At 71.1% G+C, this 26,025-nt stretch carries 24 protein-coding genes and 1 riboswitch; of the genes, 16 read left to right on the top strand and 8 right to left on the bottom strand.

The window, feature by feature from the left end:
- Positions 1–45 precede the first annotated feature (45 nt).
- Positions 46–142: riboswitch (glycine riboswitch) on the bottom strand.
- A 39-nt stretch (positions 143–181) separates the two neighbouring features.
- A complete protein-coding gene (locus tag ACFVR6_RS05690; protein WP_386959645.1) occupies positions 182–1,375 on the bottom strand; it encodes a MarP family serine protease in 1,194 nt (397 codons plus the stop codon).
- Positions 1,376–1,496: 121 nt separating this feature from the next.
- On the opposite strand from ACFVR6_RS05690, the gene ACFVR6_RS05695 reads away from it, so the two are divergent.
- The 6 genes from ACFVR6_RS05695 to ACFVR6_RS05720 are packed head-to-tail and all read left to right on the top strand — an operon-like array spanning position 1,497 to position 8,027.
- Positions 1,497–2,174, top strand: coding sequence for an NUDIX hydrolase (locus ACFVR6_RS05695; protein ID WP_386959647.1), 678 nt, complete (start codon positions 1,497–1,499; stop codon positions 2,172–2,174).
- Between the two features lie 11 nt (positions 2,175–2,185).
- Positions 2,186–3,526 (top strand): quinolinate synthase NadA, encoded by a 1,341-nt coding sequence (gene nadA, locus ACFVR6_RS05700; RefSeq protein ID WP_386959649.1) that lies wholly within the window; start codon positions 2,186–2,188, stop codon positions 3,524–3,526.
- Complete coding sequence (gene nadB, locus ACFVR6_RS05705) at positions 3,523–5,070, top strand: L-aspartate oxidase (RefSeq protein WP_386959651.1); 1,548 nt, start codon at positions 3,523–3,525, stop codon at positions 5,068–5,070. The genes nadA and nadB overlap by 4 nt, the downstream gene beginning before the upstream one ends.
- Positions 5,070–5,924 (top strand): carboxylating nicotinate-nucleotide diphosphorylase, encoded by an 855-nt coding sequence (gene nadC / locus ACFVR6_RS05710; RefSeq protein ID WP_386959653.1) that lies wholly within the window; start codon positions 5,070–5,072, stop codon positions 5,922–5,924. The genes nadB and nadC overlap by 1 nt, the downstream gene beginning before the upstream one ends.
- 7 nt (positions 5,925–5,931) lie before the next feature.
- The gene (locus ACFVR6_RS05715; protein ID WP_386960274.1) at positions 5,932–7,074 is read left to right on the top strand and encodes a cysteine desulfurase family protein; all 1,143 of its coding nucleotides are present in this window, start codon (positions 5,932–5,934) and stop codon (positions 7,072–7,074) included.
- Entirely contained in the window at positions 7,071–8,027 is a 957-nt protein-coding gene (locus ACFVR6_RS05720; protein WP_386959656.1) for a glycosyltransferase family 2 protein, read from the top strand. The genes ACFVR6_RS05715 and ACFVR6_RS05720 overlap by 4 nt, the downstream gene beginning before the upstream one ends.
- Here the strand turns inward: ACFVR6_RS05720 and ACFVR6_RS05725 are convergent.
- Positions 7,992–9,929 (bottom strand): ABC transporter ATP-binding protein, encoded by a 1,938-nt coding sequence (locus tag ACFVR6_RS05725; protein WP_386960278.1) that lies wholly within the window; start codon positions 9,927–9,929, stop codon positions 7,992–7,994. The two genes, ACFVR6_RS05720 and ACFVR6_RS05725, sit on opposite strands and share 36 nt — an antisense overlap.
- 48 nt (positions 9,930–9,977) lie before the next feature.
- Between ACFVR6_RS05725 and ACFVR6_RS05730 the strand changes: the two genes are divergently transcribed.
- The 4 genes from ACFVR6_RS05730 to adhP all read left to right on the top strand — a co-directional run bounded on the left by ACFVR6_RS05730 (position 9,978) and on the right by adhP (position 13,765).
- Positions 9,978–10,163, top strand: a complete 186-nt coding sequence (locus ACFVR6_RS05730; protein WP_386959659.1) for a hypothetical protein — start codon at positions 9,978–9,980, stop codon at positions 10,161–10,163.
- A 99-nt stretch (positions 10,164–10,262) separates the two neighbouring features.
- The gene (locus ACFVR6_RS05735) at positions 10,263–11,750 is read left to right on the top strand and encodes an MDR family MFS transporter (RefSeq protein WP_386959662.1); all 1,488 of its coding nucleotides are present in this window, start codon (positions 10,263–10,265) and stop codon (positions 11,748–11,750) included.
- Positions 11,751–12,000: 250 nt separating this feature from the next.
- A complete protein-coding gene (locus ACFVR6_RS05740) occupies positions 12,001–12,549 on the top strand; it encodes a type 1 glutamine amidotransferase domain-containing protein (protein WP_386959665.1) in 549 nt (182 codons plus the stop codon).
- 196 nt (positions 12,550–12,745) lie between these two features.
- Positions 12,746–13,765 carry an alcohol dehydrogenase AdhP gene (adhP, locus tag ACFVR6_RS05745; protein WP_386960281.1) on the top strand — a complete coding sequence of 340 codons (1,020 nt, stop codon included), beginning with the start codon at positions 12,746–12,748 and terminating at the stop codon, positions 13,763–13,765.
- A gap of 43 nt (positions 13,766–13,808) precedes the next feature.
- Here the strand turns inward: adhP and ACFVR6_RS05750 are convergent, their stop codons facing one another.
- Positions 13,809–15,026, bottom strand: a complete 1,218-nt coding sequence (locus tag ACFVR6_RS05750; RefSeq protein ID WP_386959667.1) for a trans-sulfuration enzyme family protein — start codon at positions 15,024–15,026, stop codon at positions 13,809–13,811.
- A gap of 112 nt (positions 15,027–15,138) precedes the next feature.
- Here ACFVR6_RS05750 and ACFVR6_RS05755 point away from each other — a divergent pair, with 112 nt between their 5' ends.
- The gene (locus ACFVR6_RS05755) at positions 15,139–15,624 is read left to right on the top strand and encodes an Lrp/AsnC family transcriptional regulator (protein ID WP_386959670.1); all 486 of its coding nucleotides are present in this window, start codon (positions 15,139–15,141) and stop codon (positions 15,622–15,624) included.
- A 5-nt stretch (positions 15,625–15,629) separates the two neighbouring features.
- On the opposite strand, the gene ACFVR6_RS05760 is transcribed toward ACFVR6_RS05755, so the two are convergent.
- From ACFVR6_RS05760 to ACFVR6_RS05775, 4 genes are all read right to left on the bottom strand, one after another.
- Positions 15,630–15,938 carry a metal-sensitive transcriptional regulator gene (locus tag ACFVR6_RS05760; RefSeq protein ID WP_386959673.1) on the bottom strand — a complete coding sequence of 103 codons (309 nt, stop codon included), beginning with the start codon at positions 15,936–15,938 and terminating at the stop codon, positions 15,630–15,632.
- Between the two features lie 13 nt (positions 15,939–15,951).
- Positions 15,952–18,222 carry a heavy metal translocating P-type ATPase gene (locus ACFVR6_RS05765; protein WP_386959676.1) on the bottom strand — a complete coding sequence of 757 codons (2,271 nt, stop codon included), beginning with the start codon at positions 18,220–18,222 and terminating at the stop codon, positions 15,952–15,954.
- Positions 18,223–18,235: 13 nt separating this feature from the next.
- The gene (locus ACFVR6_RS05770) at positions 18,236–18,445 is read right to left on the bottom strand and encodes a heavy-metal-associated domain-containing protein (protein ID WP_386959679.1); all 210 of its coding nucleotides are present in this window, start codon (positions 18,443–18,445) and stop codon (positions 18,236–18,238) included.
- 211 nt (positions 18,446–18,656) lie between these two features.
- On the bottom strand, positions 18,657–20,366 hold the full coding sequence (locus tag ACFVR6_RS05775) for a long-chain-fatty-acid--CoA ligase (protein WP_386959682.1): 1,710 nt from the start codon (positions 20,364–20,366) through the stop codon (positions 18,657–18,659).
- Positions 20,367–20,556: 190 nt separating this feature from the next.
- On the opposite strand from ACFVR6_RS05775, the gene ACFVR6_RS05780 reads away from it, so the two are divergent.
- The 5 genes from ACFVR6_RS05780 to ACFVR6_RS05800 all read left to right on the top strand — a co-directional run bounded on the left by ACFVR6_RS05780 (position 20,557) and on the right by ACFVR6_RS05800 (position 24,544).
- The gene (locus ACFVR6_RS05780) at positions 20,557–21,219 is read left to right on the top strand and encodes a hypothetical protein (RefSeq protein WP_386959685.1); all 663 of its coding nucleotides are present in this window, start codon (positions 20,557–20,559) and stop codon (positions 21,217–21,219) included.
- Entirely contained in the window at positions 21,197–21,610 is a 414-nt protein-coding gene (locus ACFVR6_RS05785; protein WP_386959688.1) for a phage holin family protein, read from the top strand. Before ACFVR6_RS05780 ends, ACFVR6_RS05785 begins: the two co-directional genes overlap by 23 nt.
- Positions 21,607–22,182, top strand: a complete 576-nt coding sequence (locus tag ACFVR6_RS05790) for a DUF3618 domain-containing protein (RefSeq protein WP_386959691.1) — start codon at positions 21,607–21,609, stop codon at positions 22,180–22,182. Before ACFVR6_RS05785 ends, ACFVR6_RS05790 begins: the two co-directional genes overlap by 4 nt.
- A 235-nt stretch (positions 22,183–22,417) precedes the next feature.
- The gene (ctaD, locus tag ACFVR6_RS05795; protein WP_386959694.1) at positions 22,418–24,112 is read left to right on the top strand and encodes an aa3-type cytochrome oxidase subunit I; all 1,695 of its coding nucleotides are present in this window, start codon (positions 22,418–22,420) and stop codon (positions 24,110–24,112) included.
- 102 nt (positions 24,113–24,214) lie between these two features.
- Positions 24,215–24,544 (top strand): hypothetical protein, encoded by a 330-nt coding sequence (locus tag ACFVR6_RS05800; protein ID WP_386959697.1) that lies wholly within the window; start codon positions 24,215–24,217, stop codon positions 24,542–24,544.
- A gap of 6 nt (positions 24,545–24,550) precedes the next feature.
- Here ACFVR6_RS05800 and cls read toward each other — a convergent pair whose 3' ends face one another.
- Entirely contained in the window at positions 24,551–26,023 is a 1,473-nt protein-coding gene (gene cls / locus ACFVR6_RS05805) for a cardiolipin synthase (RefSeq protein ID WP_386959700.1), read from the bottom strand.
- Positions 26,024–26,025: the final 2 nt, after the last annotated feature.

Genomic DNA, 26,025 nt, shown 5'->3' on the forward strand with positions numbered 1-26,025 from the left:
GCGGACCCGTGCGGCGAGGCGCACGGATCGCTTTCCAGAGTGGCCCAGACCTGCGCGGTACGCGTACCTGAGAGATTGGCGGGGAGGCTTGCTCCTTCGGTGTCCGGCACACGAGGTGTCGGAGCTCTCCCGCGAGGGTCGTCGGGCCGATATCGACTTGTCCGGCAAGCATAGCGGCGCGTCAGTCCGCGCAGGTACCCGACGACACCGCCGCGGTGAGGGCCGGCGCCTGTGTGACGACGGGCGCGAACTCCGCCGGGGTCATCGCGTACCCCAGGTCCTCCCCCGACTGGGCGCGGGCGAACACGACACCGGCCACGTCACCGGCGGCGTTGAGCAGCGGGCCGCCGGAGTTGCCCGGGCGCACGGCTGCGGCGAGCGCGTAGATGTCACGGGGCGCGGAGGCGGTGTCGGTGATGTCGGGGACGTCCACGACGCCGACCGAGAGCGCCCGGGCGCCCGTCATGGTGAAGGGGCCGCCGTACGGGTACCCCTGCACGACGGCTTCCTCCCCGATGGCCAGTGGCGCGGCGACAGCCAGCGGGGCCACGCCGAGGTCGTCCACGGCGATGACGGCGAGGTCGTCCACGGGGTCGAAGTACACGATGCGACCCTGGCGCGAGGTACCGCCGGGCAGCTCCACCACGGGCTCGGTCACTCCCGCCACGACGTGCGCGTTCGTCACGATACGGTCATCGGCCGCGACGAATCCCGAGCCGGTCGAGCTCGTCCCGCACGCGTACGCGACACCCGAGATGCGGGCTACCGACTGCGCGGCCGCGTTGAGCGCCGGGTCGTCGAGCGCCACCTCGGGGGCGGGGGTGCCGGGATCCACCACGATGCCGGGACCGAACAGGTTGCCCAGCGACGGCAGCCCCTCCTCGAGGAAGGCGCCGCGCACCTGCGCGAGGGCGGCGTCCACCGGCGGCGGCGTGAGGGTGTCGATGGCGCGCACCACCCGCGACGACGCCACGGCCGCCGACAGGTGCGGGATGCCGGCGACCACGACGGTCTGCGCGACGAGCGAGATCGCCAGTCCCGCGACGGCGACGCTCAGCGCACCGCCGAGGAGCCGCTCGAGCCACCCCAGCCGGATGCGCACGACGCCCCGGCGTCCCGCAGCCCCCACGGCGGAGCCGGCCACCGCGGCACCGGCCACGAGCACGATCGAGCCGATGACCACTGCGATGCCGCGCCATGCCGGCGAGGGGAACACATCGCCGAGCACCGGCAGCACCATCGGCACCACCCAGTACGCCACGAGGGCGCCGAGCGTCAGGCCGATGAGCGCGCCGAGGGCGGCGAGCAGTCCGCTGCGCAGCCCCAGCAGCAACGCCACGAGCAGCACCGCGACCACCACGATGTCGACGATCATCGGCACGTCCTCCCTGTGCGCGACAGCGTAGGCGACGCGCCTGTGATCCCACCCGCCCGGCACCCCGCTTGCACTTCAGGTCAGACTGACATTAAGATCGGCGGCACGAGTTAGGGTCACAATGACACGAACATCCGACATCCGCGTCGCCGTCTCCACGGTGATCTTCAGCCTGCGGCGCCTGCCCGGCGACGACGGCGCCGCGGTCGTGCTCCCGCTCGTCAAGCGCACCCGCGATCCCCACGAAGGACTGTGGGCGCTCCCCGGCGGCTGGCTCGGCGTCGATGAGAACCTGGATGCCGCGGCCTCGCGCACCCTCGCCGAGACCACCGGCCTCGCGCCCAGCTATCTCGAGCAGCTGTACGCGTTCGGTGCCGTCGACCGCTCCCCTGGCCGGGTGGTGTCGATCGTGTACTGGGCGCTCGTGCGCCCCGACGAGGCCGAGGCCGCGCACGCCCAGCACAATGTCGCCTGGTTCGACGCGGCATCCCTGCCCGCACTCGCGTTCGACCACAACCAGATCGTCGACTACGCGCTGTGGCGTCTGCGCAACAAGGTGGGCTACAGCCGCATCGCGCACGGACTGCTGCCGGCCGAGTTCACCCTCGCGGAGCTGCGCGAGGTGTACGAGGCGATCCTCGGCAAGCGCCTGGATCCTGCGAACTTCCGCCGCCAGGTGGAGAACTCCGCCACCCTCATCCCCACCGACCAGTTCCGCACCGGCAGCCACCGGCCGGCGCGGCTGTACCGGTACAACCACGACGTCGAGCTGGCCGACCGCGGCCCGCTCTCGCGCTGAAGGACACCGTCATGACCACCACACCGCTGACGCTCGGCCCGAGCCGCCCGCCCGCCGACCCGAGCGTCGACCACGAGATCCAGGCGATCGTCGCCGGCGCCGCCGCCGGCTCCACCTGCACGACCGAACTCGCCGCCGGGCCCTGGAACTTCGACACCCGCCCCGGCTACGGTCCCGGCGCGTCGATGGGTGATGTCATCCCCACCGGCTCCCCCCGCCAGGGCGCGCTGCCGCAGAGCTATCGCGACGCGCCCGATGAGGAGCTTCACCACCGCATCCGCGCCGCCAAGGCGACCCTCGGCGACCGGGTCGTGGTGCTCGGCCACTTCTACCAGCGCGAAGAGGTGGTGCGTCACGCCGATTACGTCGGCGATTCGTTCCAGCTCGCCGGGGCCGCCGCCTCCCGCCCCGAGGCGGAGGCGATCGTCTTCTGCGGCGTGCACTTCATGGCCGAGACCGCCGATCTCCTGTCCGGGCCCGAGCAGGCCGTCATCCTCCCCAACCTCGCCGCCGGCTGCTCCATGGCCGACATGGCCGACATCGACCAGGTCGAGGAGTGCTGGGAGCAGCTGGAGGAGCTGTTCGGCGACATGGACACCCCCGACGCCGACGGCCTCGTCCCCGTCGTGCCGGTGACGTATATGAACTCCTCTGCCGCGATCAAGGGGTTCGTCGGCCGCCACGGCGGGATCGTGTGCACGTCCTCCAACGCCCGCACGGTGCTGGAGTGGGCGTTCGCTCGCGGGCGCCGCGTGCTGTTCTTCCCCGACCAGCACCTGGGCCGCAACACCGCCAAGGCCATGGGTGTGCCGCTCGAGCGCATGCCGATGTGGAACCCCGCCCAGGCGTGGGGCGGGACGGATGCCGCGGCGCTCCACGACAGCCGGGTGATCCTCTGGCACGGTTTCTGCTCGGTGCACCGCCGGTTCACCGTCGATCAGATCGACAAGGCCCGCGCCGAGCACCCGGGGGTGCGCGTCATCGTGCACCCGGAGTGCCCCATGGCCGTCGTCGACGCCGCCGACGAGTCGGGCTCGACCGACTACATCCGCAAGGCGATCGAGGCGGCCACCGAGCCCACGACGTTCGCGGTCGGCACCGAGATCAACCTCGTGCAGCGCCTGGCCGCCGAGCATCCGCAGCATGAGATCTTCTGCCTCGACCCGGTCGTCTGCCCCTGCTCGACGATGTACCGCATCCACCCGGGCTACCTCGCGTGGGTGCTGGAGGAACTCGTCGCCGGGCGCGTGGTCAACCGCATCACGGTGCCGCAGGACGTCGCCGATCCCGGCCGCGTCGCCCTCGAGCGCATGCTGGCGGCGAAGCCCCCCGCCGCCGGGGCGCGGCCGTGACCAGCGTCGTGGTGGTCGGCTCCGGCATCGCCGGGCTCGCCGCTGCCCTCCACGCCGCCGCCGCCGGCTGCCGCGTGACGGTCGTCACGAAAGACGCCCTGGGCCAGGCGAACACCCGCTTCGCGCAGGGCGGCATCGCCGGGGTGCTCTTCGACGACGACAGCGTCGAGGCCCACGTGCGCGACACGCTCGCCGCCGGTGCAGGGCTCGCCGACCCCGCCGCCGCGCGGGTGCTCGCCACCGAAGGACCGCAGCGCATCCGCGAGCTCGTGGAGCTCGGGGTCGCGTTCGACCGCGACGCCGACGGCGTGTACGTGAAGGGGCTGGAGGCGGCGCACTCGTACCCGCGCATCGTGCACGCCGGCGGCGATGCGACGGGGCGGGAGATCGAACGGGCTCTGGTCGCCCGGGTGCGGGCGGCGGACATCGCGGTGATCGAGCACGCGTTCCTCGCTGATCTGGTCGGCACCGCGGAGGGCGTGACCGGCGTCGACCTCGTGCGCGATCATCACCCCACCCCGGTACGCCTCGAGGCCGACGCGGTCGTGCTCGCCACGGGCGGGGTCGGTCGGCTCTACGCACACACGACGAATCCGCCCGCGGCCACCGGTGACGGCATCGCCGCGGCATTGCGCATCGGCGCCGCCGTGAGCGATCTCGAGTTCGTGCAGTTCCACCCCACGGTGCTGGCCGGCGGCGCGGCGTTCCTCGTGTCCGAGGCCGTCCGCGGCGAGGGCGCGACGCTCGTCGACGAGGACGGCCGCCGGTTCGTCTTCGACGTGCACCCCGACGGTGAGCTCGCCCCGCGCGACGTCGTCGCCCGGGCGATCGTGGCGCGGATGGCCGCGCAGCGCGGGCGCCCGGTGTTCTTGGATGCCACGGGTGTGCGCCCCACGCCCCACGCCACCGCCGCGTTCCTCGCGGCGCGGTTCCCCACGATCGATGCCGCCGTGCGCGCCCGCGGGTGGGACTGGGCGCGCGAGCCGGTTCCGGTGACCCCCGCCGCGCACTACCTGATGGGCGGCATCGACACGGATCTGGACGGTCACACGAGCGTGCCCGGCCTGTATGCCGTGGGCGAGGCCGCCCGCACCGGGGTGCACGGCGCCAACCGGCTGGCATCGAACTCGCTCCTGGAGGGCGCCGTCTTCGGGGCCCGCGCGGGCGACGCGGTCGCTGGCGACGCCGGCAGTCCCTGGCCCGCGAGCGCCCCCGCCGCGCCCGCTCTCGCCACCCCCGGGCCGGTGGCGCCCCACCCCGCGCCGGCAGAACCGTTCTCACGCGCTGCGCTGCAGCGGGCGATGTGGGCCGATGCCGGAGTGCAGCGCGACGCGACCGGACTCGCCCGTGCCGCCGCATCGATCGCCGCCTGGCGCGCCGCCGCGCCCCCGTCCGCCACCGTCTCCGAGCGCGAGGACGCGAACCTGCTGCTGGTCGCCGAGCACCTGGTGGCCGCCGCCCTCGCCCGCCCGGCATCCGTCGGCGCGCACTTCCGCCGCGACGCTGCCGCCTCCCGCCACCCCGCCTACGAAGGAGCCGCCTGATGCTCACCCGCACCGTCATCGACCGCGCCGTGCAGGCCGCCCTCGACGAGGACGCGCCGTGGGGCGACCTCACCAGCGAGAGCCTCATCGTCCCCACGGCCGCCGCCCGCGCCGAACTCGTCGCGCGCGAGGACGGCCTGTTCTCGGGCGGGGAGGTGTTCGAGGCCGCGTTCCGGCTCACCGATCCGCGGTGCGATGTCGTGCTGCTCGTCGACGATGGTGAGATGTTCCGCGCCGGCGACACGCTCGCCGTCGCCAGTGGTCCCGCTCGCGCCGTCCTCACCGCCGAGCGGGTGGGACTCAACTTCGTCCAGCGCATGAGCGGCATCGCGACCCTCACCGCCCTCTACGTCGCCGAGGTCGCCCACACCGGCGCGCGCATCGCCGACACCCGCAAGACGACGCCGGGCCTGCGGGCCTTCGAACGCCACGCCGTGCGCAACGGCGGCGGGCACAACCACCGCTTCTCACTGTCGGACGCCGTGCTGGTCAAGGACAACCACCTCGCCGTCCTCACCCGCAAGGGCATGTCGGTGACGGCGGCGCTGCAGGGCGCGATCGCGCAGCTGCCGCACACGACGCACGTCGAGGTGGAGGTCGACCGGCTCGACCAGATCGAGGCGGTGCTCGCGGCGGACGTCGGAACGATCATGCTCGACAACTTCACACTCGAGCAGCTGCGCGCCGGGGTCGAGATCATCGCCGGTCGCGCCACCATCGAGGCGTCGGGCGGCGTGTCCTTGGAGACCGTGCGGGCGATCGCCGAGACCGGTGTCGATGTCATCTCGGTCGGCGCGCTCACCCACTCCGCACGGGCCCTCGACCTCGGCCTGGACGTCAGCGTCGGGGACTGACGTGTCGCTGCTGTACCTCGACCACGCCGCGACCACCCCGGTGCGCCCGGAGGTGCTGGCGGCGATGATGCCGCTGCTCACCGAGGCGTACGGCAACCCGTCGAGCCATCACACCGTCGGCGAGCAGGCCGCAGGGGTGCTGGCCGACGCGCGCACGCGGGTCGCCCTGGTGCTCGGGATGCGCGCCGGCGACGTCGTCTTCACCGCCGGGGGCACCGAGGCGAACAACCTGGCGATCAAGGGCATCGCCCTGGCGGCCCGCGCGGCCGACCCCGCGAAGCATCAGGTGATCACCACGCCGATCGAACACGAGTCGGTGCTCGCCTCCTGCGACTACCTGCGGCGCCTCCACGGCTTCGAGGTCACCCTCCTGGGCGTGGATGCGACCGGTCGCGTCGACCCGCAGGAGCTCGCCGCCGCGGTCGGACCCCAGACCGCCGTCGTCTCGGTCGGCTACGCCAACAACGAGGTCGGCACGGTGCAGGATGCCACCGCCCTCGCCGCCGCGTGCGCCGTGCACCGGGTGCCGCTGCACCTGGACGCCGTGCAGGCCGCGGGCTGGCTGCCGCTTGCGGGCACCGGTGCCGCCGCGATCTCGCTGGCCGGCCACAAGGTGGGCGCACCGAAGGGCATCGGGGTGCTCGCGATCCGAGGGCGCGTCCCGCTCGAACCGCTCGTGCACGGCGGCGGGCAGGAGCGCGGCCGCCGCAGCGGCACCGAGAATGTCGCGGGTGCGGTGGGGCTCGCCCTCGCCCTCGCCCTCGCCGAGGAGGAGCGGGCGGAGGCGGCGACGCGCGTGGCGGCGATGCGGGAGGCGTTCGTCGACGCGGTGCTCGCCGCCGTCCCCGCCGCCCGTCTCACCGGGCACCCCGTAGAGCGTCTTCCCGGAACCGCGAGCTTCACCTTCGCCGGCACGAGCGGCGAGGCGGTGCTGCTGCAGCTCGAGCGCCACGGCGTGGTCACCTCCAGCGGCTCGGCCTGCGCCGCCGGCAGCGACGAGCCGTCGCACGTGCTGGTGGCGATGGGGGTGCCGGCGGACGTCGCCCGCACCGCCGTGCGCTTCACCTTCGGCCACGGCGTGACCGTCGACCCCCGCGCACTGGCGGCAGCCGTCGCCGCGGCCGTCGCGGCGGTACGATCGGGCACGTGAACGCAGCGATCACGATCATCGTGCCCGGCTTCGACGTGGCCGAGTACGCTGCCGAAGCCCTCGACTCGCTGCGCGCTCAGACACGAGGCGACTGGATGGCGATCCTCGTCGACGACGCGTCGACGGATGCCACCGGCGCCCTGTTCGCCGAGGCCGCGGCATCCGACCCGCGGTTCCGCGTCGTGCGCCACCCGGAGCGCCGTGGGCTCAGCACCGCCCGCAACACCGGCGTCGACCTCGTCGAGACGCCCTACCTCGGCTTCCTCGACGCCGACGACGTGCTCACCCCCACCGCCCTCGAACGCCTCGCCGGCGCGCTCGACGAGACCGGAAGCGACTTCGCCGTCGGCGCCTACGTGCGGCTGCGCCCCGACGCCACCGGCGGCTACGCCGCGGGCCCGGTGCAGCCGTGGGTCGCCGCGGCCACCGACCCGGGTCGCCGGCGCACGACGATCGACCGTCACCCCGACGCATCGGGCAACATCGTCGCGTGGTCCAAGCTCAGCCGCACCGACTTCTGGCGCCGCGCCGGGCTGCGCTTCCCCGATGGCCGCCTCTACGAGGACCAGGTGGTCGCGCAGCAGATGTACAGCCGCGCCCGTCGCTTCGATGTCGTGCCCGACGTCGTCGTGCACTGGCGCGAGCGGGCCGACGGCTCGTCGATCACGCAGGGAAAGAGCGCCCTGCCGGTGCTGCGGGAGTACCTCGCCGCGATGGTGGAAGGGCTCGACGTGCTCGAGCACGCCGGTCATGCCGCGGCGGTGCGCTCACGGGTGCGGCTGATCCTCGCGATGGATCTGCCGCCGCTGGTCGACATCGCCCGCATCCACCCCGACGATGCCTACCGCCGCGCGCTCGGGGCCTTCGCCCGCGACGTGTGGGCCCGCGGGGGCGCTCACAGCGACCTCGACGAGCGCTCAGCGCGTATTGCGGCGGCCGCGCTGCTGTTCTGAGCCTTCGGCGCCCTCGAGCGCGGCCTCGGTCTCGAGCACCCGGGTCGCCGCCACCTGCTCCTCGGCGAGCTTGGCGTAGAGCCCGTCGGCCACGAGCAGCTCGGTGTGCGTTCCCGACTCCACGATGCGCCCCGCCTCCACGACATGGATGACGTCGGCGCCGATGACGGTCGACAGGCGATGGGCCACCGTGAGCGTCGTGCGGCCGTGGGCGGCGGCATCCAGGGCGTCCTGCACGACCCGCTCCGACACCGTGTCCAGCGCCGAGGTGGCTTCGTCCAGCAGCAGCACCGGCGGGTCTTTCAACAGCACGCGGGCGATGGCGATGCGCTGTTTCTCACCACCGGAGAGGCGATAGCCGCGCTCCCCCACCACGGTGTCGTAGCCGTCGCGGAAACCCATCACCACGTGGTGGATGTTCGCGGCGACGCACGCCGCGATGAGCTCGTCGTCGGTGGCGTCGGGTTTGGCGTAGCGCAGGTTCTCGCGGATCGTGGCGTGGAACAGATACGTCTCCTGCGACACGATCCCCACCTGGTCGATGAGCGACGCGTGCCGCAGCCCCCGCACGTCCTCCCCGGCGAACAGCACGCTGCCGCCGGAGGCCTCGTACAGCCGGGGCGCAAGGTAGAGCACGGTGGTCTTGCCCGCGCCCGACGGCCCCACGAAGGCGATGTGCTGCCCGGGTTCGGCGACGAACGACACGGCGTCGAGGGTGGGCCGGGCCTCGGGTGCGGCATCGGGGTAGCGGAAGACGACGTCGCGGAACTCGACCCGCCCGAGCGGACCCGGGGCGTCGGCGACGTCGATGGCGTCGGGGGCGTCGCTGATGGCGGGCTTCAGATCGAGGTACTCGAAGATGCGCGCGAACAGCGCCGCCGAGGTCTGCAGGTCCAGCGCCACGCGCATGAGCGAGGTCAGCGGCTGCAGCAGCCGTGCCTGCACCGTCGTGAACGCCACGATCGTGCCCGCCGTGATGTCCGGGCTGCCGCCGACGATGAGGTAGCCGGCGACGAGGTAGATGACGGCGGGGACGCTGGCCATGAGCACCTGCACGACGGCGAAGAATCCCTGCCCGCTCATCGCCCGGCGCACCTGCAGCACGACCTGGTTGCCGTTCTCGGCGCGGTAGCGTGCGGACTCGGTGCGCTGCCGGTTGAACGACTTCGACAGCAGGATGCCGGACACGCTCAGGGTCTCCTGCGTGATGGCGGTGAGCTCCGACAGCGACTCCTGCGTCTCCGCCGCGATGCGGGCGCGCAGCTGGCCGATCTTGCGCTGCACGAGCACGAGCGCCGGCATGAGCACGACGGCGATGAGCGTCAGGCGCCAGTCGATGATGATCATCGCCACGAGAGACGCCACGACGGTGACCGCATTGCCGAGGATGCTCGTGACCGTGTTGGTGAGCACCCCCGCCACCCCGCCGACGTCGTTCTGCAGGCGCGACTGGATGACACCGGTCTTGGTGCGCGTGAAGAAGGCGAGCTCCATCGCCTGCAGATGGTCGAACAGCCGCACCCGCAGGTCGCCGGTCACTTTGTTGCCCACGGTCGCGGTGAGCCACGTCTGCACCACGCCCACCGCCGCCGAAGCGAGGAAGAGCCCGATCATGAGGGCCACGAGTCGCAGCAGCATCGCGAGGTCGGGGCCGCCGCCGGGCGGGAACAGGGCGTCGTCGAAGATCCGCTGCACCAGCAGCGGCGGTACGACGCCGAGGGCCGCTCCCACGATGACGAGGATCCCCGTGACGGCGATACGGCCGCGATACGGACGGAACAGCGCCATGACGCGCCGGCTGAGCCCGGGGATGCGCGGCGCCTGCGCGTTGAGCTTGCGCTGCGCCGACTCGTCGACACCGCGGAATCCACCCCGCGGACCGCCGCCGCCTCCCCCGCCCATGCTCATCGTTTCAGCCTACGACCCGCCGGCGAGGGCTAGGGTGTCGGCATGACCAGCACCCCCGACGAAGACGACCGGGCCGCCCTCGACGACCTCCGCGAGGAGATCGACGCGCTGAAGCAGATCCCCGAAGAGGAACTCGTGAACCCCTCTCCGGCGAAGCTCAACGAAGCCGCCCCCGAACCGGTGCCCACCGACGCCCCGGGCTCCGAGGACGCAAGCGAATCCGAGTAGCCCGCGCGACGCGCCGCCCGGGGAATGCGCGGGCGGGCCCCACCGTTGACGCCCTCCACGGGCCGCCGCACGGCGGCCGCCGACGGCGAGGAGGCGAGCATGGCAGCGACGAACACGTCGAATCGCGCCCCCGCGGTGCGCTCCTCGGGAGTGTCCGCCGAGGCTGAGCGCGTCATCTGGCTGCTGTTGGCGGCGGCGTTCGTGGCCATCCTCAACGAGACCACGATGGGCGTCGCGATCCCGCACCTCATCGTCGACCTCGGCATCACCGCGGTCGCTGCGCAATGGCTGACGACCGCGTTCATGCTCACGATGGCCGTCGTCATCCCCATCACCGGGTTCCTGCTGCAGCGCTTCACCACGCGGGCGGTGTTCATCACCGCGATGGGACTGTTCTCCGCAGGCACCGCGGTGGCCCTGGTGGCACCGGGCTTCCCGGTGCTGCTGGCGGGGCGGGTCATCCAGGCATCCGGCACCGCCATCATGATGCCGCTGCTGATCACGACCCTCATGACGGTGGTGCCCGCCGCGCACCGCGGGCGCATGATGGGGCGCGTCTCCGTGGTGATCTCCCTCGCCCCCGCCATCGGCCCGACGATGTCCGGGTTCCTGCTCGACACCCTGTCGTGGCGCTGGATCTTCGGCATCGTGCTGCCCATCGCCCTCGTCGCCCTGGGCGTGGGCGCACGATGGATCCACAACCTCGGCGAGCCACGGCCCGCACCGCTGGATGTGCTGTCCGTCGTGCTGTCGGCCTTCGGGTTCGGCGGAATCGTGTTCGGGCTCAGCCAGATCGGCGGCGGTCACGGGGGCGATGCCGCCGCCGCCCTGTCGACCACGACGCTGGTGGTGTCGCTGAGTGTCGGCGCGGTATCGCTCGGCCTCTTCGTCTGGCGGCAGCTGCGCCTGCAGCGCGTCGACGATGCCCTGCTCGATCTTCGGGTGTTCCGCTTCCGCAACTTCTCGCTGTCGGTGGTGCACCTGACGTTCATGTCGATGGCGTTCTTCGGCACGATCACGGTGCTGCCGCTGTACACGCAGCGCGTGCTGGGCCTCACCGCCCTCGAGTCGGGCCTCGTCGTCCTGCCGGGCGCCCTTGCGATGGGGCTCGCCGGACCCCTCATCGGGCGCGTCTACGACCGATGGGGCACGCGGGTGCTGCTCATCCCGGGCAGCGTGATGGTGGTGCTGATCCTGTGGCTGTTCACCGGGCTCACCGAGAGCACGCCGGTGTGGCTGCTGGTCATCGCGCAGACGGCTCTCTCGCTCGGGCTGGCGATGTCGTTCACCCCGCTGCTGACCGCGTCGCTGGGGTCACTCCCCCCGCGGCTGTACTCGCACGGCAGCGCCATGGTCACGACGATTCAGCAGGTCTCGGGGGCCGCGGGGATCGCGGTGCTCATCACGACGCTGTCTTCGGCGTCGGCGACCGCGGCCGACGCGGGGGCGGCGGACCTCGCCGCCGGCGCCGCGGGCACACGCGCCGCGTTCCTCGTGGCGGCGATCATCTCGCTGCCGCTGCTGGTGGGTGCGGTGCTGATCCGCAAGCCCGCCGACGCTCCTGCGGAGCTGCCGGCCGGGCACTGACGCGGGTCAGTTGCAGCCGCAGCCCCCACACGCGCAGGCGTTGTCCTGCGGGGCGGCGAGCAGGTTCTTGTCGTCGCCGACGGGCTGCAGGGGCTGGGTGACGGACGTGTTCGAGGTGGTCATGCCTCCATGCTAGCCGCGCGTTAGGTCAGCGGGCCGCGACGCGCAACCCCCCGCCCTCGGCCGCGGCGATTGTCTACCGTGGCGGTACCGGGAAACCCCCGGATCCCACCGACGAGAGGACGACGAGATGACCGATATCACCGGCAAGCGCGTGGCGTTCCTGCTGACCGACGGTTTCGAAGACAGCGAGCTGACCTCCCCCTGGGAGGCGGTGACGGATGCCGGAGCCACGGCCGTGCTGGTCTCCCCCGCCGACGGAAGTGTGAGCGGCAAGAACGGCCACGAGCAGACCGTCGACCTGACCGTGGGCTCGGCCGACGCGTCGGAGTTCGACGCACTCGTTCTTCCGGGCGGCGTCGTGAACGCCGACCACCTGCGCATGGATGAGACCGCAGTGTCCTTCGCCCGCGACTTCTTCGCGCAGCACAAGCCCGTCGGGGTGATCTGCCACGGCGCGTGGATCCTCGCCGACGCCGACGTGCTGGGCGACCGCACGATCACCAGCTACCCGAGCCTGAAGACCGATCTGCGCAACGCCGGGGCGAACTGGGTCGACGAGGAGGTCGTGGTGGATGCCGGCCTCGTCTCCAGCCGCACCCCCGACGACCTGCCCGCGTTCAACGCGAAGGTCCTCGAGGAGATCGCGGAAGGCGCCCACGCCGACCAGACGGTCTGACGACCGCACACGACCGGAGCCGGCGGCCCGAATGGTCGTCGGCTCTCGTCGTGCACCGGGTTGATGTGGTCTGACCACAGAGTTACACTCTCCTGCGAGGGACGGCGAACGTCCGTCCGCAAGGAAGTGACTTGTCATGAACACGATGACGAACGCGACCGCACCCCACGATCGCGCACTCGTTCCCGGCGGCACGATGCGCGCCGCCGTCGTCACCGCCCCGGACCAGCCGCTGTCGGTGACCGAAGTTCCGATCCCCACCCCCGGCCCCGGCCAGGCGCTCGTGCGGGTGATCACCAGCGGCGTCTGCCACACCGACCTGCACGCGGCACGCGGCGACTGGCCCGTGCCGCCGAAGTCCGACCTGATCCCCGGCCACGAGGGCTATGGCGAGGTCGTCGCGCTCGGCGAAGGCGTCACGACGCTGGCCGTCGGCGACAAGGTCGGCAACGCATGGCTGTGGAGCGCCTGCGGCGTGTGCGAGTTCTGCCGCACCGGCTGGGAGACCCTCTGCCCCGAGCAGCAGAACGGCGGCTACTCGGTGGACGGCAGCTTCGGCGAGTACATGCTCGTCGACGAGCGCTTCGCCGCCCGCATCCCCGACGGGGTGGACCCCGACGAGGTCGCGCCGATCCTCTGCGCCGGTGTGACGGTGTACAAGGGCCTGAAGATGACCGAGGTCAAGCCCGGCGAGTGGGTCGTGATCTCCGGCATCGGTGGCCTCGGCCACATCGCCGTGCAGTACGCCCGCGCCATGGGCATGCGCGTGGCCGCCGTCGACATCGACGACGACAAGCTGTTCCTCGCCCGTCGCCACGGCGCCGAGATCACGGTCAACGCCGCCAAGGCCGACCCGATCGCCGAGATCCAGGAGCGCACCGGCGGTGCGCACGGTGTGCTCGTCACCGCCGTGCACCCGCAGGCGTTCGCCCAGGGCACCGGCATGGCCCGTCGCGGCGGCACCGTCGTGTTCGTGGGTCTTCCCCCGGGGCAGTTCCCGGCTGACATCTTCGACACGGTGCTGCGGGCCATCACGATCCGCGGCTCGATCGTCGGAACCCGTCAGGACATGGTCGAGGCGCTGGACTTCTTCGCCCGCGGCGAGATCCACCCGACCATCACCGTCGAACGACTCGATGACATCAACGACATCTTCGAGCGGATGGAGCAGGGAAAGATCGAGGGGCGCATCGTGATGCGCTACCCCCAGCCGTGATCGGCTGAGATCAGTACCGCCGACTGCCGGTGTGGGCCTTGCCTCACACCGGCAGCGGCATCTGCTGGGTCGTGGCGGTCGATGCGACCGCCGCGGCCAGCGCGGCATCCAGATCGGCGCGCAGATCGTCCACGTCCTCCAGACCCACCGACAGGCGCAGCACGGCCTCCGAAGGACGCGCCTCCTCCGTGACGGGACGGTGTGTGAGGGCGGCGGGATGCTGGATGAGCGAGTCCACTCCCCCGAGCGACACGGCGTGCGTGAACAGCTGCACCGCTTCTGCCACCGCCGCCGCCGCGGCATACCCGCCGCGCAGTTCGACGGCGATCATCGCGCCGCCGCCGCTCATCTGACGCCCCAGCAGCCCGCGCGGGTCGCCGTGGAGCCCGGGGTACGCCACGCGGGCGACCGCCGGATGCGTGTCGAGCCATGCCGCGAGCTGCGCGGCCGTCTGCTGCTGCGCGCGCATGCGCACCGGCAGTGTGGCGAGCCCGCGGTGCATGAGGTAGGCGCCGAGCGGATGCAGCAGCGCGCCGGTGATGGCGCGCACGCGGCGCAGCGCCTCGGCCGTCTCCTCCGAGCACGCGATGACCCCGGCCATCGCGTCGCCGTGGCCGCCCAAGTACTTCGTGCCGCTGTGCAGCGACATCGCGGCCCCCAGGGCGAGCGGGCGCTGCAGCACGGGGGTGGCGAAGGTGTTGTCCACGAGCACAGGCACCCCGGCGGCCTGCGCGACGACCGCTGCGATGTCGACGAGTTCGAGGGTGGGGTTGGCGGGGGTCTCCAGGATCACGAGCCCGGTGTCGGGCCGGAGGGCGCCCTCGACCTCGGTCTCGCCGCAGAACGTGACCTCGGTGCCGAGCAGCCCGCTCGCGAGCAGGTGGTCGGTGCCGCCGTATAGCGGGCGCACCGCGACGATGTGGGGTCGGCCGGCCGCCTGCGTGTGCGCGAGGATCGCCGCCGTCGTCGCCGCCATGCCCGAGGCGAAGGCGACGGCCGCCTCGGCGCCCTCGAGGAGCGCGAGGGCTTCTTCGAACCGGGCGACGGTCGGGTTCCACAGTCGCGCGTACACGAGGCTTCCGTCGTCGGTGGGGCGGCCGCCGGTCGCGAGGGTCTCGTAGCTGTCGCCGCCGCGCTGGACATCGGGCAGCGGATTGGTGGTCGACAGGTCGATCGGGGCCGCGTGCACGCCGAGGGCGGCGAAGTCCTCGCGTCCGGCGTGGACCGCCACCGTGTCGGGGCGCCAGGTCTCAGAGTTCATGGCCCCATGATGCGCGAATCGCGGGCTCACGGGCGGAGGTCCGCACACTACGCTGTACAAGACGCCCGATGCCGGGTTTCCTGCGGCATCCACCCCTTCCGGAGGCACTGTCTTGGTCAGATCGCAACCCGATGCCGGCGAGGTCGACGACGTCGATCTGGCCATCCTCGCGGTCCTGACCGCAGGTGCCGACATCACGAACAAGGCGCTGGCCGAGCGGCTGCACCTGGCGGAGTCCACCTGCGCACACCGCGTGCGGGTGCTGCGCCAGCGCGGGCTCATCGTCGACACACGCGCGCGCGTGGACATCGCCGCCCTCGGGTTCCCGCTGCGCGCCGTGGTCAACGTGCGTCTGGGAAGTCATACCAAAACGGGGGTGACGCAGCTGTTCCAGGCACTCACCGAGATCCCCGGCGTGATCGAGGTGTTCCACGTCGCCGGCGAGGATGACTTCGTGCTGCACGTGGCCGCGGCCGACGCGCACGCCCTGCGCGACCTCGTGCTCGAGCACATCACCGTTCATCCGAGCGTGCGCTCCACCGAGACTCACCTCGTCTTCGACCGACGCGACGGCGTCGGAGTGCTGCCTCCGGGCTGACCCGGTCAGGAACGCACGAGACGGGCGATGGCGGCGGTGGCCTCCGCCACCTTGGCATCCGCCTCGTCGCCGCCCAGGCGCGCCGCATCGACGACGCAGTGCTTCAGGTGGTCGTCGAGGAGCCCCACGGCCACGGAGTTCAGCGCGCTGGTGAGAGCGCTGATCTGCGTGAGGATGTCGATGCAGTACTTCTCGTCCTCGATCATCTTGTGCACACCGCGGGCCTGGCCCTCGATGCGCCGGAGGCGGTTGAGGTACTTGTCCTTGTCGGTGATGTAGCCGTGCGTGTGCGCGTCGTGTGCGGTCGTCGTCATGGCGCCCGTCCCTTCAGTGCGAGGTGCTCGTGGTGTCCACGAGGGGTCGGAAGCGGCGCAGCCGCAGGCTGTTGCCCACGACGAAGACACTCGAGAAGGCCATCGCCGCGCCGGCGATCATCGGGTTCAGCAGCCCCAGCGCCGCGAGCGGGATGGCAGCGACGTTGTAGGCGAAGGCCCAGAACAGGTTCGTCTTGATGGTGCGCAGCGTCTTGCGCGACAGTCGCACCGCGTCGGCGGCGGCGCGGAGGTCCCCACGGACGAGCGTGATGTCGGCCGCCTCGATCGCGGCATCCGTGCCGGTGCCCATGGCCATGCCGAGGTCGGCCTGCGCGAGGGCGGCGGCATCGTTGACACCGTCGCCGACCATCGCGACGACCTTGCCCTCGGACTGCAGGCCTGCCACGACCGCGACCTTGTCCGCGGGCATGACCTCGGCGATCACCCGGTCGATGCCGACCTCGGCGGCGATGTGCGCGGCGACGGCCTGGCTGTCGCCGGTGAGCAGCACCGGTGTGAGGCCGAGGCGGCGCAGCTGCGCGACGGCGGCGGCACTGGTGGGCTTGGGGCGGTCGGCCACGACGATGGCGCCGCGGGTCTTGCCGTCCCACGCCACGAGCACGGCCGTCTGCCCGCGCTCGGCGGCGGCGGTCAGAGCCGCCTGCACAGCATCGTCGGGATGCAGCGACCAATCGGCGAGGTGGGCGCTGCGGCCGACGAGCACCGCATGCCCGTCGACGACCCCGCTCACGCCCTTGCCCGCGGTATTGCGGAAATCCGCCACTTCGGCCAGCGCACCGGTGCGCTCGGCGGCGGTCCGGGCGATGGCGGCGCCGATCGGGTGCTCGCTGGCGTGCTCCACGGCCCCCGCCAGGCGGAGCACCGTATCGGCATCCTCGCCCTCGGCGACCGAGACGCCGACCACGCTCATGCGGCCCGTGGTGACCGTGCCGGTCTTGTCGAGCACGATGGTGTCGACGCGGCGCGTGGATTCGAGGACTTCGGGTCCCTTGATCAGCACACCGAGCTGCGCCCCTCGCCCGGTGCCCACCAAAAGCGCGGTGGGCGTGGCGAGCCCGAGGGCGCACGGGCACGCGATGATCAGCACCGCGACGGCGGCCGTGAAGGCCGCGCTCAGCGGCGCGCCGGCGATGATCCAGCCGGCGAGGGCGGCCAGGGCGATGACGATGACGATGGGAACGAAGACGGCGGAGATGCGGTCGGCCAGCCGCTGCACCTCGGCCTTGCCGGATTGCGCCTGCTCGACCAGCCGCGCCATCTGCGCGAGCTGGGTGTCGGCCCCCACCCGTGTGGCGCGCACCACGAGGCGACCACCGGCGTTGACGGTCGCGCCGGTGACCGGGTCGCCGGGCGCGACCTCGACCGGCAGCGACTCCCCCGTCAGGAGCGATTCGTCCACAGCCGAGGCCCCCGAGACCACGACGCCGTCGGTGGCGATCTTCTCGCCCGGACGCACGAGGAACTCCTCCCCCACCCGCAGGTCGGCGACCGGCACGCGCGTCTCGATGCCGTCGCGCAGCACGACGACGTCCTTGGCGCCGAGATGCAGCAGCGCGCGCAACGCAGCGCCGGCGCGCCGCTTGGCGCGCTTCTCGACGTAGCGCCCCGCGAGCACGAACATCGTCACACCCGCGGCGACCTCGAGGTAGATCTGGCCACTGGCATCGGCGGTGCCGATCGTGAGGGAGAACGGGTGGGTCATGCCGGTCATGCCGGCGGTGCCGAAGAACAGCGCGTACAGCGACCACAGCAGTGCCGCGGAGGTGCCGAGGCTCACGAGGGTGTCCATCGTGGCCGCGCCGTGGCGCAGGTTGATCGCCGCCGCGCGGTGGAAGGGCCACGCTCCCCACACCACGACGGGCGCGGCGAGCACGAGCGAGAGCCACTGCCAGTTCGGGAATTGCAGCGCCGGGATCATCGACATGAGGATCACCGGCACCGACAGCACGATCGACCCGATCAGTCGCTGGCGCAGCGACCGCACGTCGGGGTCGTCGTCGGCAGGCTCTCCTGCCGGCGCCTCAGGCTCGGGCGGGGCCGGCAGCGCGGCGGTGTAGCCGGTCGCCTCGATCTGCGCGATGACGGCGGCGGCATCGAGGTCGCGGGGCACCGTGACCTGCGCCTTCTCGGTGGCGTAGTTCACCGTCGCCGAGACACCGTCCATCCGGTTGAGCTTCTTCTCGATGCGCGCGGCGCACGACGCGCACGTCATGCCGCCGATCTCGAGTTCGAAGCGCTCCTGATCGGCGCCGATGCTGCTCATGACCTTCCCCGGTTCAGACGCGGGCGGCGGTGTAGCCGGCCTCGTCGACGGCGGCGATGACGTCGGCATCCGACAGCGGCACTGCCGAGGTCACGACGAGCCGGCCATCCTTGGCACTGACGGCCACGCTCTCCACCCCGGCGATCTTCGACACTTCACCGCGTACCGCGGCCTCACAGTGCCCGCACGACATGCCGGTGACCTGGAACTCGTTCGTCGTCATGGATCGTCCTCGCTCTTCGATGCTCTGGATACCCCGGAGGGGTACTGCTATCGTAGCAACGAGATACCACCCCGGGGTATTCCAGCGACCTACCAGAACCGGACGACCGGGTCAATCCTCTACCGACCTGAAACCGCCCGAATACGCTGGCAACAGATGTCAAAAACCCCGGTTGAGGCGGCGGCGTTCGGGTCGTCGCCGCCTCCCGGCTTCACTTCCCGGACTTCGCGGAAAGGATCCGCTCGCGTACCTCGCGGCGCAGCACCTTGCCGATGAGCGAACGCGGCAGATCGTCCATCTGCACGATGCGCTTGGGCACCTTGTACGCGGCGAGCCGGCCGCGGCAGTACTCACGCAGCCCCTCGGGGTCGAGGGTCGCGCCCGCCCGCAGCACGACCGCGCACGCGACGTCCTCGCCGCCGTGCGAGCGGGGCAGCGCCACGACGGCGGCGTCCTCGACGTCGGGGTGCGAGCGCAGCGTGTCCTCGACCTCGCTGGGCGACACATTGAAGCCGCCCGTGATGATGAGCTCCTTGAGCCGGTCGACGATCGTGACGAACCCGTCGGGCGAGACCGAGGCGATATCCCCGGTACGCAGCCACCCGTCGGCGAGCAGGGTCTCGGCGGTCTCGGCGGGTCGTCGCCAGTACCCCTGGAACACCTGCGGTCCGCGCACGAGCAGTTCGCCCGTCTCCCCCAGCGGCCGGTCGACGGTGGGGTCTGCGGGATCGACGACGCGGATCTCGGTGCTGGGGAACGGAACACCCACCGTGCCCGGGCGCCGCGACGGGCCCATGGGGTTGCCGAGGGCGACCGGGGAACTCTCGGTCATGCCGTAGCCCTCCACGAGCAGCCCACCCGTCGCCTCTTCCCAGCGACGCACCGTCGCCACCGGCAGGCTCATGGCGCCGGAGATCGCGAAGCGCACCGCCGACAGGTCCATCGTCTTGCGGGCGGCAGCGCGGGCCAGCTGGTCGTAGATCGGCGGCACCGCCGGCAGGAAGGTGGGTGGGCTCTTGCGGGCAGCGTCCGCCACGAGCCCGACGTCGAACTTCGGGAACAGCACGAGCTTCGCGCCCATGCTCATCGCGAACGTCAGGCACAGGGTCATGCCGTAGGCGTGGAACAGCGGCAGGATCGCGTAGAACGTCTCTTTGCCGTCGACCAGGCCCGGCACCCAGGCACGGCCCTGCATCGCGTTGGCGCGCAGGTTTCCATGGGTGAGGATCGCGCCCTTCGGGCTTCCGGTGGTGCCGCTGGTGTACTGCAGCACCGCGGTGTCGTCCACGGTCGGCCCTGGCACCCGCGCCGCGAGCCGGCCGCGGTCGAGGAGCTTGTCCCAGGCGATGGGATGCCGCAGCTTCGGCGTGCCGGTCAGCGCAGCCCGCGATTCGCGCGCCTTCGCGATCGGCAGGTGCAGCGCCAGGCGCTTCACGGTGGGCAGCGCCTGGGTCATGTCCACGCTGATGATGCGCGCCGGACGGACGTCGGCGGGGAAGTCGGCGACGGTGTCGACCATCTTGTCCCACACGACCGCCACCTGAGCGCCGTGGTCTTCGAACTGATGCCGCAGCTCCCGGGCGGTGTAGAGCGGGTTGTGCTCGATCGCGATCGCCCCCAGCCGCAGCACCGCGTAGAACGCCACGACGTGCTGCGGGCAGTTCGGCAGCACGATCGCCACGCGGTCGCCCTTGCCCACGCCCAGCCGGCGCAGTCCTTCTGCGGCGCGCTGGATCTGGTCGCCGAGCTGCGCGTAGGTGGTGGTGGCACCGAAGAATTCCAGCGCGGGACGGCGGCCGTGCGCCTTCACGGTGGCGGCGATCATCTCGGGCAGCGTCTGCGTCGGCGGGTCGATCTCGGCGGGCACCCCCTCCGCATAGGCGGCTAGCCACGGGCGCGACTCGTAGGGGTTCGTCGACATACCTCTATCTTGCCCCGAGGGGGCCGCGAAACATTCGGCGAACAGCCAGGTAAACGCGCCTGGGCGGCCCACGGCTGACCGCCGCCAGGAAACCACCTCGCGGCGGATCTGGCAAGGGGGGATCGGCAGGTGTCCGAACGCGCGTAGGAAGTCCTGACGTCGGGCAGATCGCCGGCGGGGAAGGGAAACCATGTCGAACAGCTACGGGTCGGCGACGCCGACCGGATCACAGCCGGCCGACGGTGAGGAGCCGTCGACCATCAACGCCGCGAAGACGGAGGCGACCGATCTGAAGGACACCGCCGTCGAGCAGGCGTCGACAGTCGCTCACTCCATCCAGGGCGAGGCATCGTCGGTCATGGGCGAGGCCACATCCCAGGCGCGGCAGCTGTATGCGCAGACGCAGCGCGAGTTGCGCGACCAGGCTGATGCCCAGCAGCAGCGGGTGGCTTCGGGACTGCGCACGATGGGGTCGGAACTCGAGTCGATGTCCGACAACGCACCGCAGCAAGGTGTCGCCGCCGACCTCGTGCGTCAGGTCGCCGAGCGGCTCTCCGGTGCGGCGTCGTGGCTCGGCGAGCGCGACCCCGCCTCGGTGCTGGAGGAGGTGAAACGCTACGCGCGACGCAAGCCCGGCACGTTCATCGCGGTGGCCGCGATCGCGGGCGTCGTCGCGGGCAGGCTCACCCGTGCCCTGGCCGCCAACGCGTCGGACGCGTCGGACCAGCCCGGCGCGAGCCGTGCGGACGCTTCGGCGACGGCGAGCGCGACGCCGCTGTTCGATCAGTCCACGACGCGCGGCGGTGCGCTGTCTGGAGAGGGTGCGCGCGATGTCCGATCCGACACCGTCTGAACAGAAGGCGGCCACGACGTCGCTCGGCGATCTGCTGGGCGAGGTGAGCCGTGACATCTCGACGCTCATGCGGCAGGAGGTGGAACTCGCCAAGGCCGAGGTGAAGCAGTCGGCGTCCCGCGCCGGCAAGGGCGCGGGACTGCTCGGAGGGGCGGGGTACGGCGCACTGATGGCCGTGTTCTTCCTCTCGGTGGCCCTGTGGTGGGCGCTGGGAGGTCTGGTCGGAGGCGGGTGGTCCGCCGTGATCGTCGCCGCCCTGTGGGCGGTCGTCGCGCTCATCCTGTTCCTCGTCGGCCGCCGTCAGCTCAAAGAGATCGAGGGGGCTCCGCAGACCGTGGAGACCCTCAAGGAGATTCCGGAAACGTTGAAGAGGAATGAGGAGAACCGATGACTGACTCACCGGACCAGATCCGCGCCGACATCGAGCGCACCCGACGCGAGCTCGGCGGAGACGTCGATGCGCTCGCCGACAAGGTGACGCCGTCCAAGATCGTCCACCGTCAGACGGACAAGGTCAGGGGCGCGTTCGGATCCCTGCGCGACCGGGTGATGGGCGCGGCCGACGACGCCGGCTCGTCACTGTCAGGTGCGGGCTCCGCCGCGGCCGGGCAGGTCTCGGACGCGAAGGACCGCCTCGCCGCCAAGGCAGAGGGCAATCCCCTCGCCGTGGGGCTGATCGCCTTCGGCGCCGGACTCCTGGCGGCCTCGCTCATCCCGGCATCCACGAAGGAGAAGCAGGTCGCCGCCGAGGTGAAGGACAAGGCGCAGCCGCTCGTGGACGAGGCGGCCGAGGTCGCGCAGGACGTCGGCGAGCATCTGAAGGGCCCCGCACAGGATGCCGCAACCGCCGTGAAGGATGCCGCGGCGCAGTCGGTGGACGCGGTCAAGACCGAGACGCAGTCGGCGGCATCCCAGGTCAAGGACCAGGCGCAGCAGAGCCGCGAGCACCTGTCGAACGGGTGAGCGTGCTGTCGTGGGCGGTGCCGAGGGTGAGCGCGCCGTCCACGACGCCGTCCTGGTTATACTCCGCGTCCCCGGGCGGTGCAATCGGGTGTTGTGACAAGGCGTGCCGGTCCTATGGTTCTCCCACCGTGAGCAGTGTCGCCTCTGGGAAGGAATGACCGTGTCGCAATCCACTCCCCCCACCGCGACCGAGAATCGGCCGCCGAACACCCTTCCGCCGCGCCAGGCGGCGCTGATGTCGCAGACACGTGTGCAGGCGAAGGGCAACCTGCTGGTGCGGTGGCTGACCTCCACCGACCACAAGACCATCGGCTACATGTACATCATCGCCTCGATGCTGTTCTTCATGCTCGGCGGCGTGATGGCCCTCGTCATCCGCGCGGAGCTGTTCGAGCCGGGCATGCAGGTGGTGCCGACGAAGGAGCAGTACAACCAGCTGTTCACGATGCACGGCACGATCATGCTGCTGATGTTCGCCACTCCGCTGTTCGCCGGCTTCGCCAACGCGATCATGCCGCTGCAGATCGGTGCCCCCGATGTGGCGTTCCCGCGATTGAACGCCCTGTCGTTCTGGCTGTTCTTCTTCGGCTCCCTCATCGCCCTGTCCGGCTTCCTCACCCCGCAGGGAGCGGCCGCCTTCGGCTGGACCGCGTATCAACCGTTGGCCGACGACACGTTCACACCGGGCGTCGGCGGGGACCTGTGGATGCTGGGGCTCGGAATGAGCGGCTTCGGGACGATCCTCGGTTCGGTCAACTTCATCACCACGATCATCACGATGCGCGCGCCCGGCATGACGATGTGGCGCATGCCGATCTTCACCTGGAACACCCTCGTCACGAGCATCCTCGTGATCATGGCCTTCCCGGTGCTCGCCGCTGCTCTGTTCGCTGCGGCATCCGACCGCGTGCTGGGATCGCACATCTTCGACCCGCAGAACGGCGGCGTGCTGCTGTGGCAGCACCTGTTCTGGTTCTTCGGTCACCCCGAGGTGTACATCATCGCGCTGCCGTTCTTCGGCATCATCTCCGAGGTGATCCCCGTGTTCAGCCGCAAGCCGATCTTCGGGTACAAGACCCTCGTCTACGCCACGATCGCGATCGCCGCGCTGTCGGTGGCGGTGTGGGCGCACCACATGTACGTCACGGGAGCGGTGCTGCTGCCCTTCTTCGCGCTCATGACCATGCTCATCGCGGTGCCCACGGGGGTGAAGATCTTCAACTGGATCGGCACGATGTGGCGCGGTTCGGTCACGTTCGAAACCCCCATGGTGTGGGCGCTCGGCTTCTTGGTCACGTTCGTCTTCGGTGGTCTCACCGGCGTGATCCTCGCCTCCCCGCCGCTGGACTTCCAGATCTCCGACACGTACTTCGTGGTGGCGCACTTCCACTACGTGGTGTTCGGCACCGTCGTGTTCGCGATGTTCGCCGGCTTCTACTTCTGGTGGCCGAAGTGGACGGGGCGGATGCTGAACGAGCGGCTCGGCTACGTGCACTTCTGGATGGTGTTCATCGGCTTCCACATGACCTTCCTCGTGCAGCACTGGCTGGGTGTCGAGGGCATGCCCCGCCGCTACGCCGAGTACTCCGCGCTCGACGGCTTCACGTGGCAGAACCAGATCTCCACGGCGGGTGCGATGCTCCTCGGGGCCTCCATGCTGCCGTTCCTGTTCAACGTCTGGATCACCGCGCGCAGCGCCCCGAAGATCACCGTGAACGATCCGTGGGGTTACGGCGGGTCGCTCGAGTGGGCGACCAGCTGCCCGCCGCCGCGGCACAACTTCACCGTCATCCCCCGCATCCGCAGCGAACGTCCGGCGTTCGATCTCAACCACCCGGAGGCGGGCGTGCCGGTGGGTGTGGGGCCAGCCACCGATGCCCCGGCGGCCCCGGTCGTCGACGCCGAGGACGGCGAAGTCAAGAGCGGGTGACGTGACCGGTGTGTAGCGGATACCGGCGTCGGGGTCAACCGCCTTCGGGGGTTTCTGCGCGCCACGGCAGGCTGAGATCAGCACAGAACGAAGGTGATCACCGTGACGATCGAAGCCACACCGACCTCGCCCCGCCGCGTGTCCCCCCGTGCGTCGGTAGCCGCGGCGCTGCGCGAACTGCCGACGCGGCGTCCCATCGCCGCGGCGCCCCGCACGGCCAGCCTGCAGTGGCGTCAGCTGACCCCGGAGCGCTACAAAGTCACCCGCGACGACGCGACGATCGGGTTCATCGAGGTGGTCGGCGCGGTCTACGTCGTCCTCGCCGGATCCCGGTACAGCCGGGCCGTCGAGGTCAGCCAGACGCTCGTCTGGAGCGAAGCACTGTCGGCCCTGGACGACACAGACGCGACGCGCTGCGGCGGGACGGGCTGATCACGGTTACTGGAGCGCCGAGGTGAGGCGGGCGATGCCGTCGAGGAACGTCGCCGTCGCCGGCTCCCGCTTCCACTCCTCGAGGGTCAGCTGCCGCCCGGCATCCCGGTAGCCCTGCTCCACCGCGCGCATGCCTTCGACGAAGGAGCCGCCGTGCACGAGCATGAGCACCTCCGCGTTGAGACTGAACGAGCGGATGTCCATGTTGCTCGAGCCGATCACCGCGACATCGTCGTCGATCGACAGGTGCTTGGCGTGCAGGATGTACGGCCCTGGGTACAGCCAGATCTTCACCCCGGCGCTCAGCAGCTCACCGTAGTACGAGCGCTGCGCGTGCCACACCGACCCCTGGTCGCCGATCTCCGAGACGAACAGCTCCACATCGAGCCCCCGGAAGCACGCCGATGTGATCGCGTACATCATGGCCTCGTCGGGGACGAAGTAGGGGCTCGTGATGATCACCTTCTCGCGTGCGGAGGAGACCAGCGCCAGGAACAGGCGCAGCCCGTTCTCGGTGTCGTAGGCGGGTCCACTCGGCACGATCTGGCACACGAGAGAGCCGGGTGAGGCGGGGACCGCGACGTCGTCGACCGGAACGTTCTCCGTGTCATCGAGCAGTTCACCGGTCTCCAGGTACCAGTCCGAGAGGAACACCCCGTTCAGGGCGGTCACGACGGGTCCGGTGACGCGTGCCATGAGCTCCTGCCACTGCAGCCCTCGGGTGATGTTCTTCTCAGACCGGTAGCTGCGGTCGATGAGGTTCTGCGACCCGGTGAAGCCGATCCGCCCGTCGACCACGACGAGCTTGCGGTGGTTGCGCAGGTCGGGGCGCTGGTACTGACCGTGCAGCGGGCGCACCGGGAGCATGTCCTTCCAGGTGACCCCGATGCGGTCGAGTTCGGCGAACGTCTCGTCGTGCCCGACCGTGCGACGGGAGGCGACGTAGTCGGCGAGCAGCCGCACGACGACCCCGCGCCGCACCGCGCGCTCCATCGCGTCGAACAGACCGCCGGTCGTGGCATCCCACGAGACGATGTAGAACTCCACGTGCACGAACCGGGTGGCGGTGTCGACGGCGGCGCTCATGGCATCGATCGACGCCTGGTAGTCGCCGATCAGCTGCGCCGTATTGCCGCCGAGCGCGGGCAACGCTCCCAGTGCGCGGTTCTGGCGGAAGAGCGCCGGCAGCCAGCCGGGCCAGGACTCCTCGCCTCGCGGGTCGGGCATCGCCTTCGCCTTCTCGGCGATGATCCGGTCGAGCTCCCGCTGTCTGTCGCGCCGCGCCTTCGGCAGCTTCACGTTGCCGATCACGAGGAAGAGGAAGACGCCCACGAACGGGATCAGGAAGATCGCGAGCAGCCACGCCATCGCCGCGGTCGGCTTGCGCCCGCGCGGGATGACGATGAGCGCCGCCACCCGGATCGCGAAATCCGCGATCACCAGGATGCCGGCGATGATCGCGGGCAGGTTCTCGAACACGG

The sequence above is a fragment of the Microbacterium sp. NPDC058021 genome, assembly GCF_042885955.1.
Classification (GTDB): Bacteria; Actinomycetota; Actinomycetes; order Actinomycetales; family Microbacteriaceae; genus Microbacterium.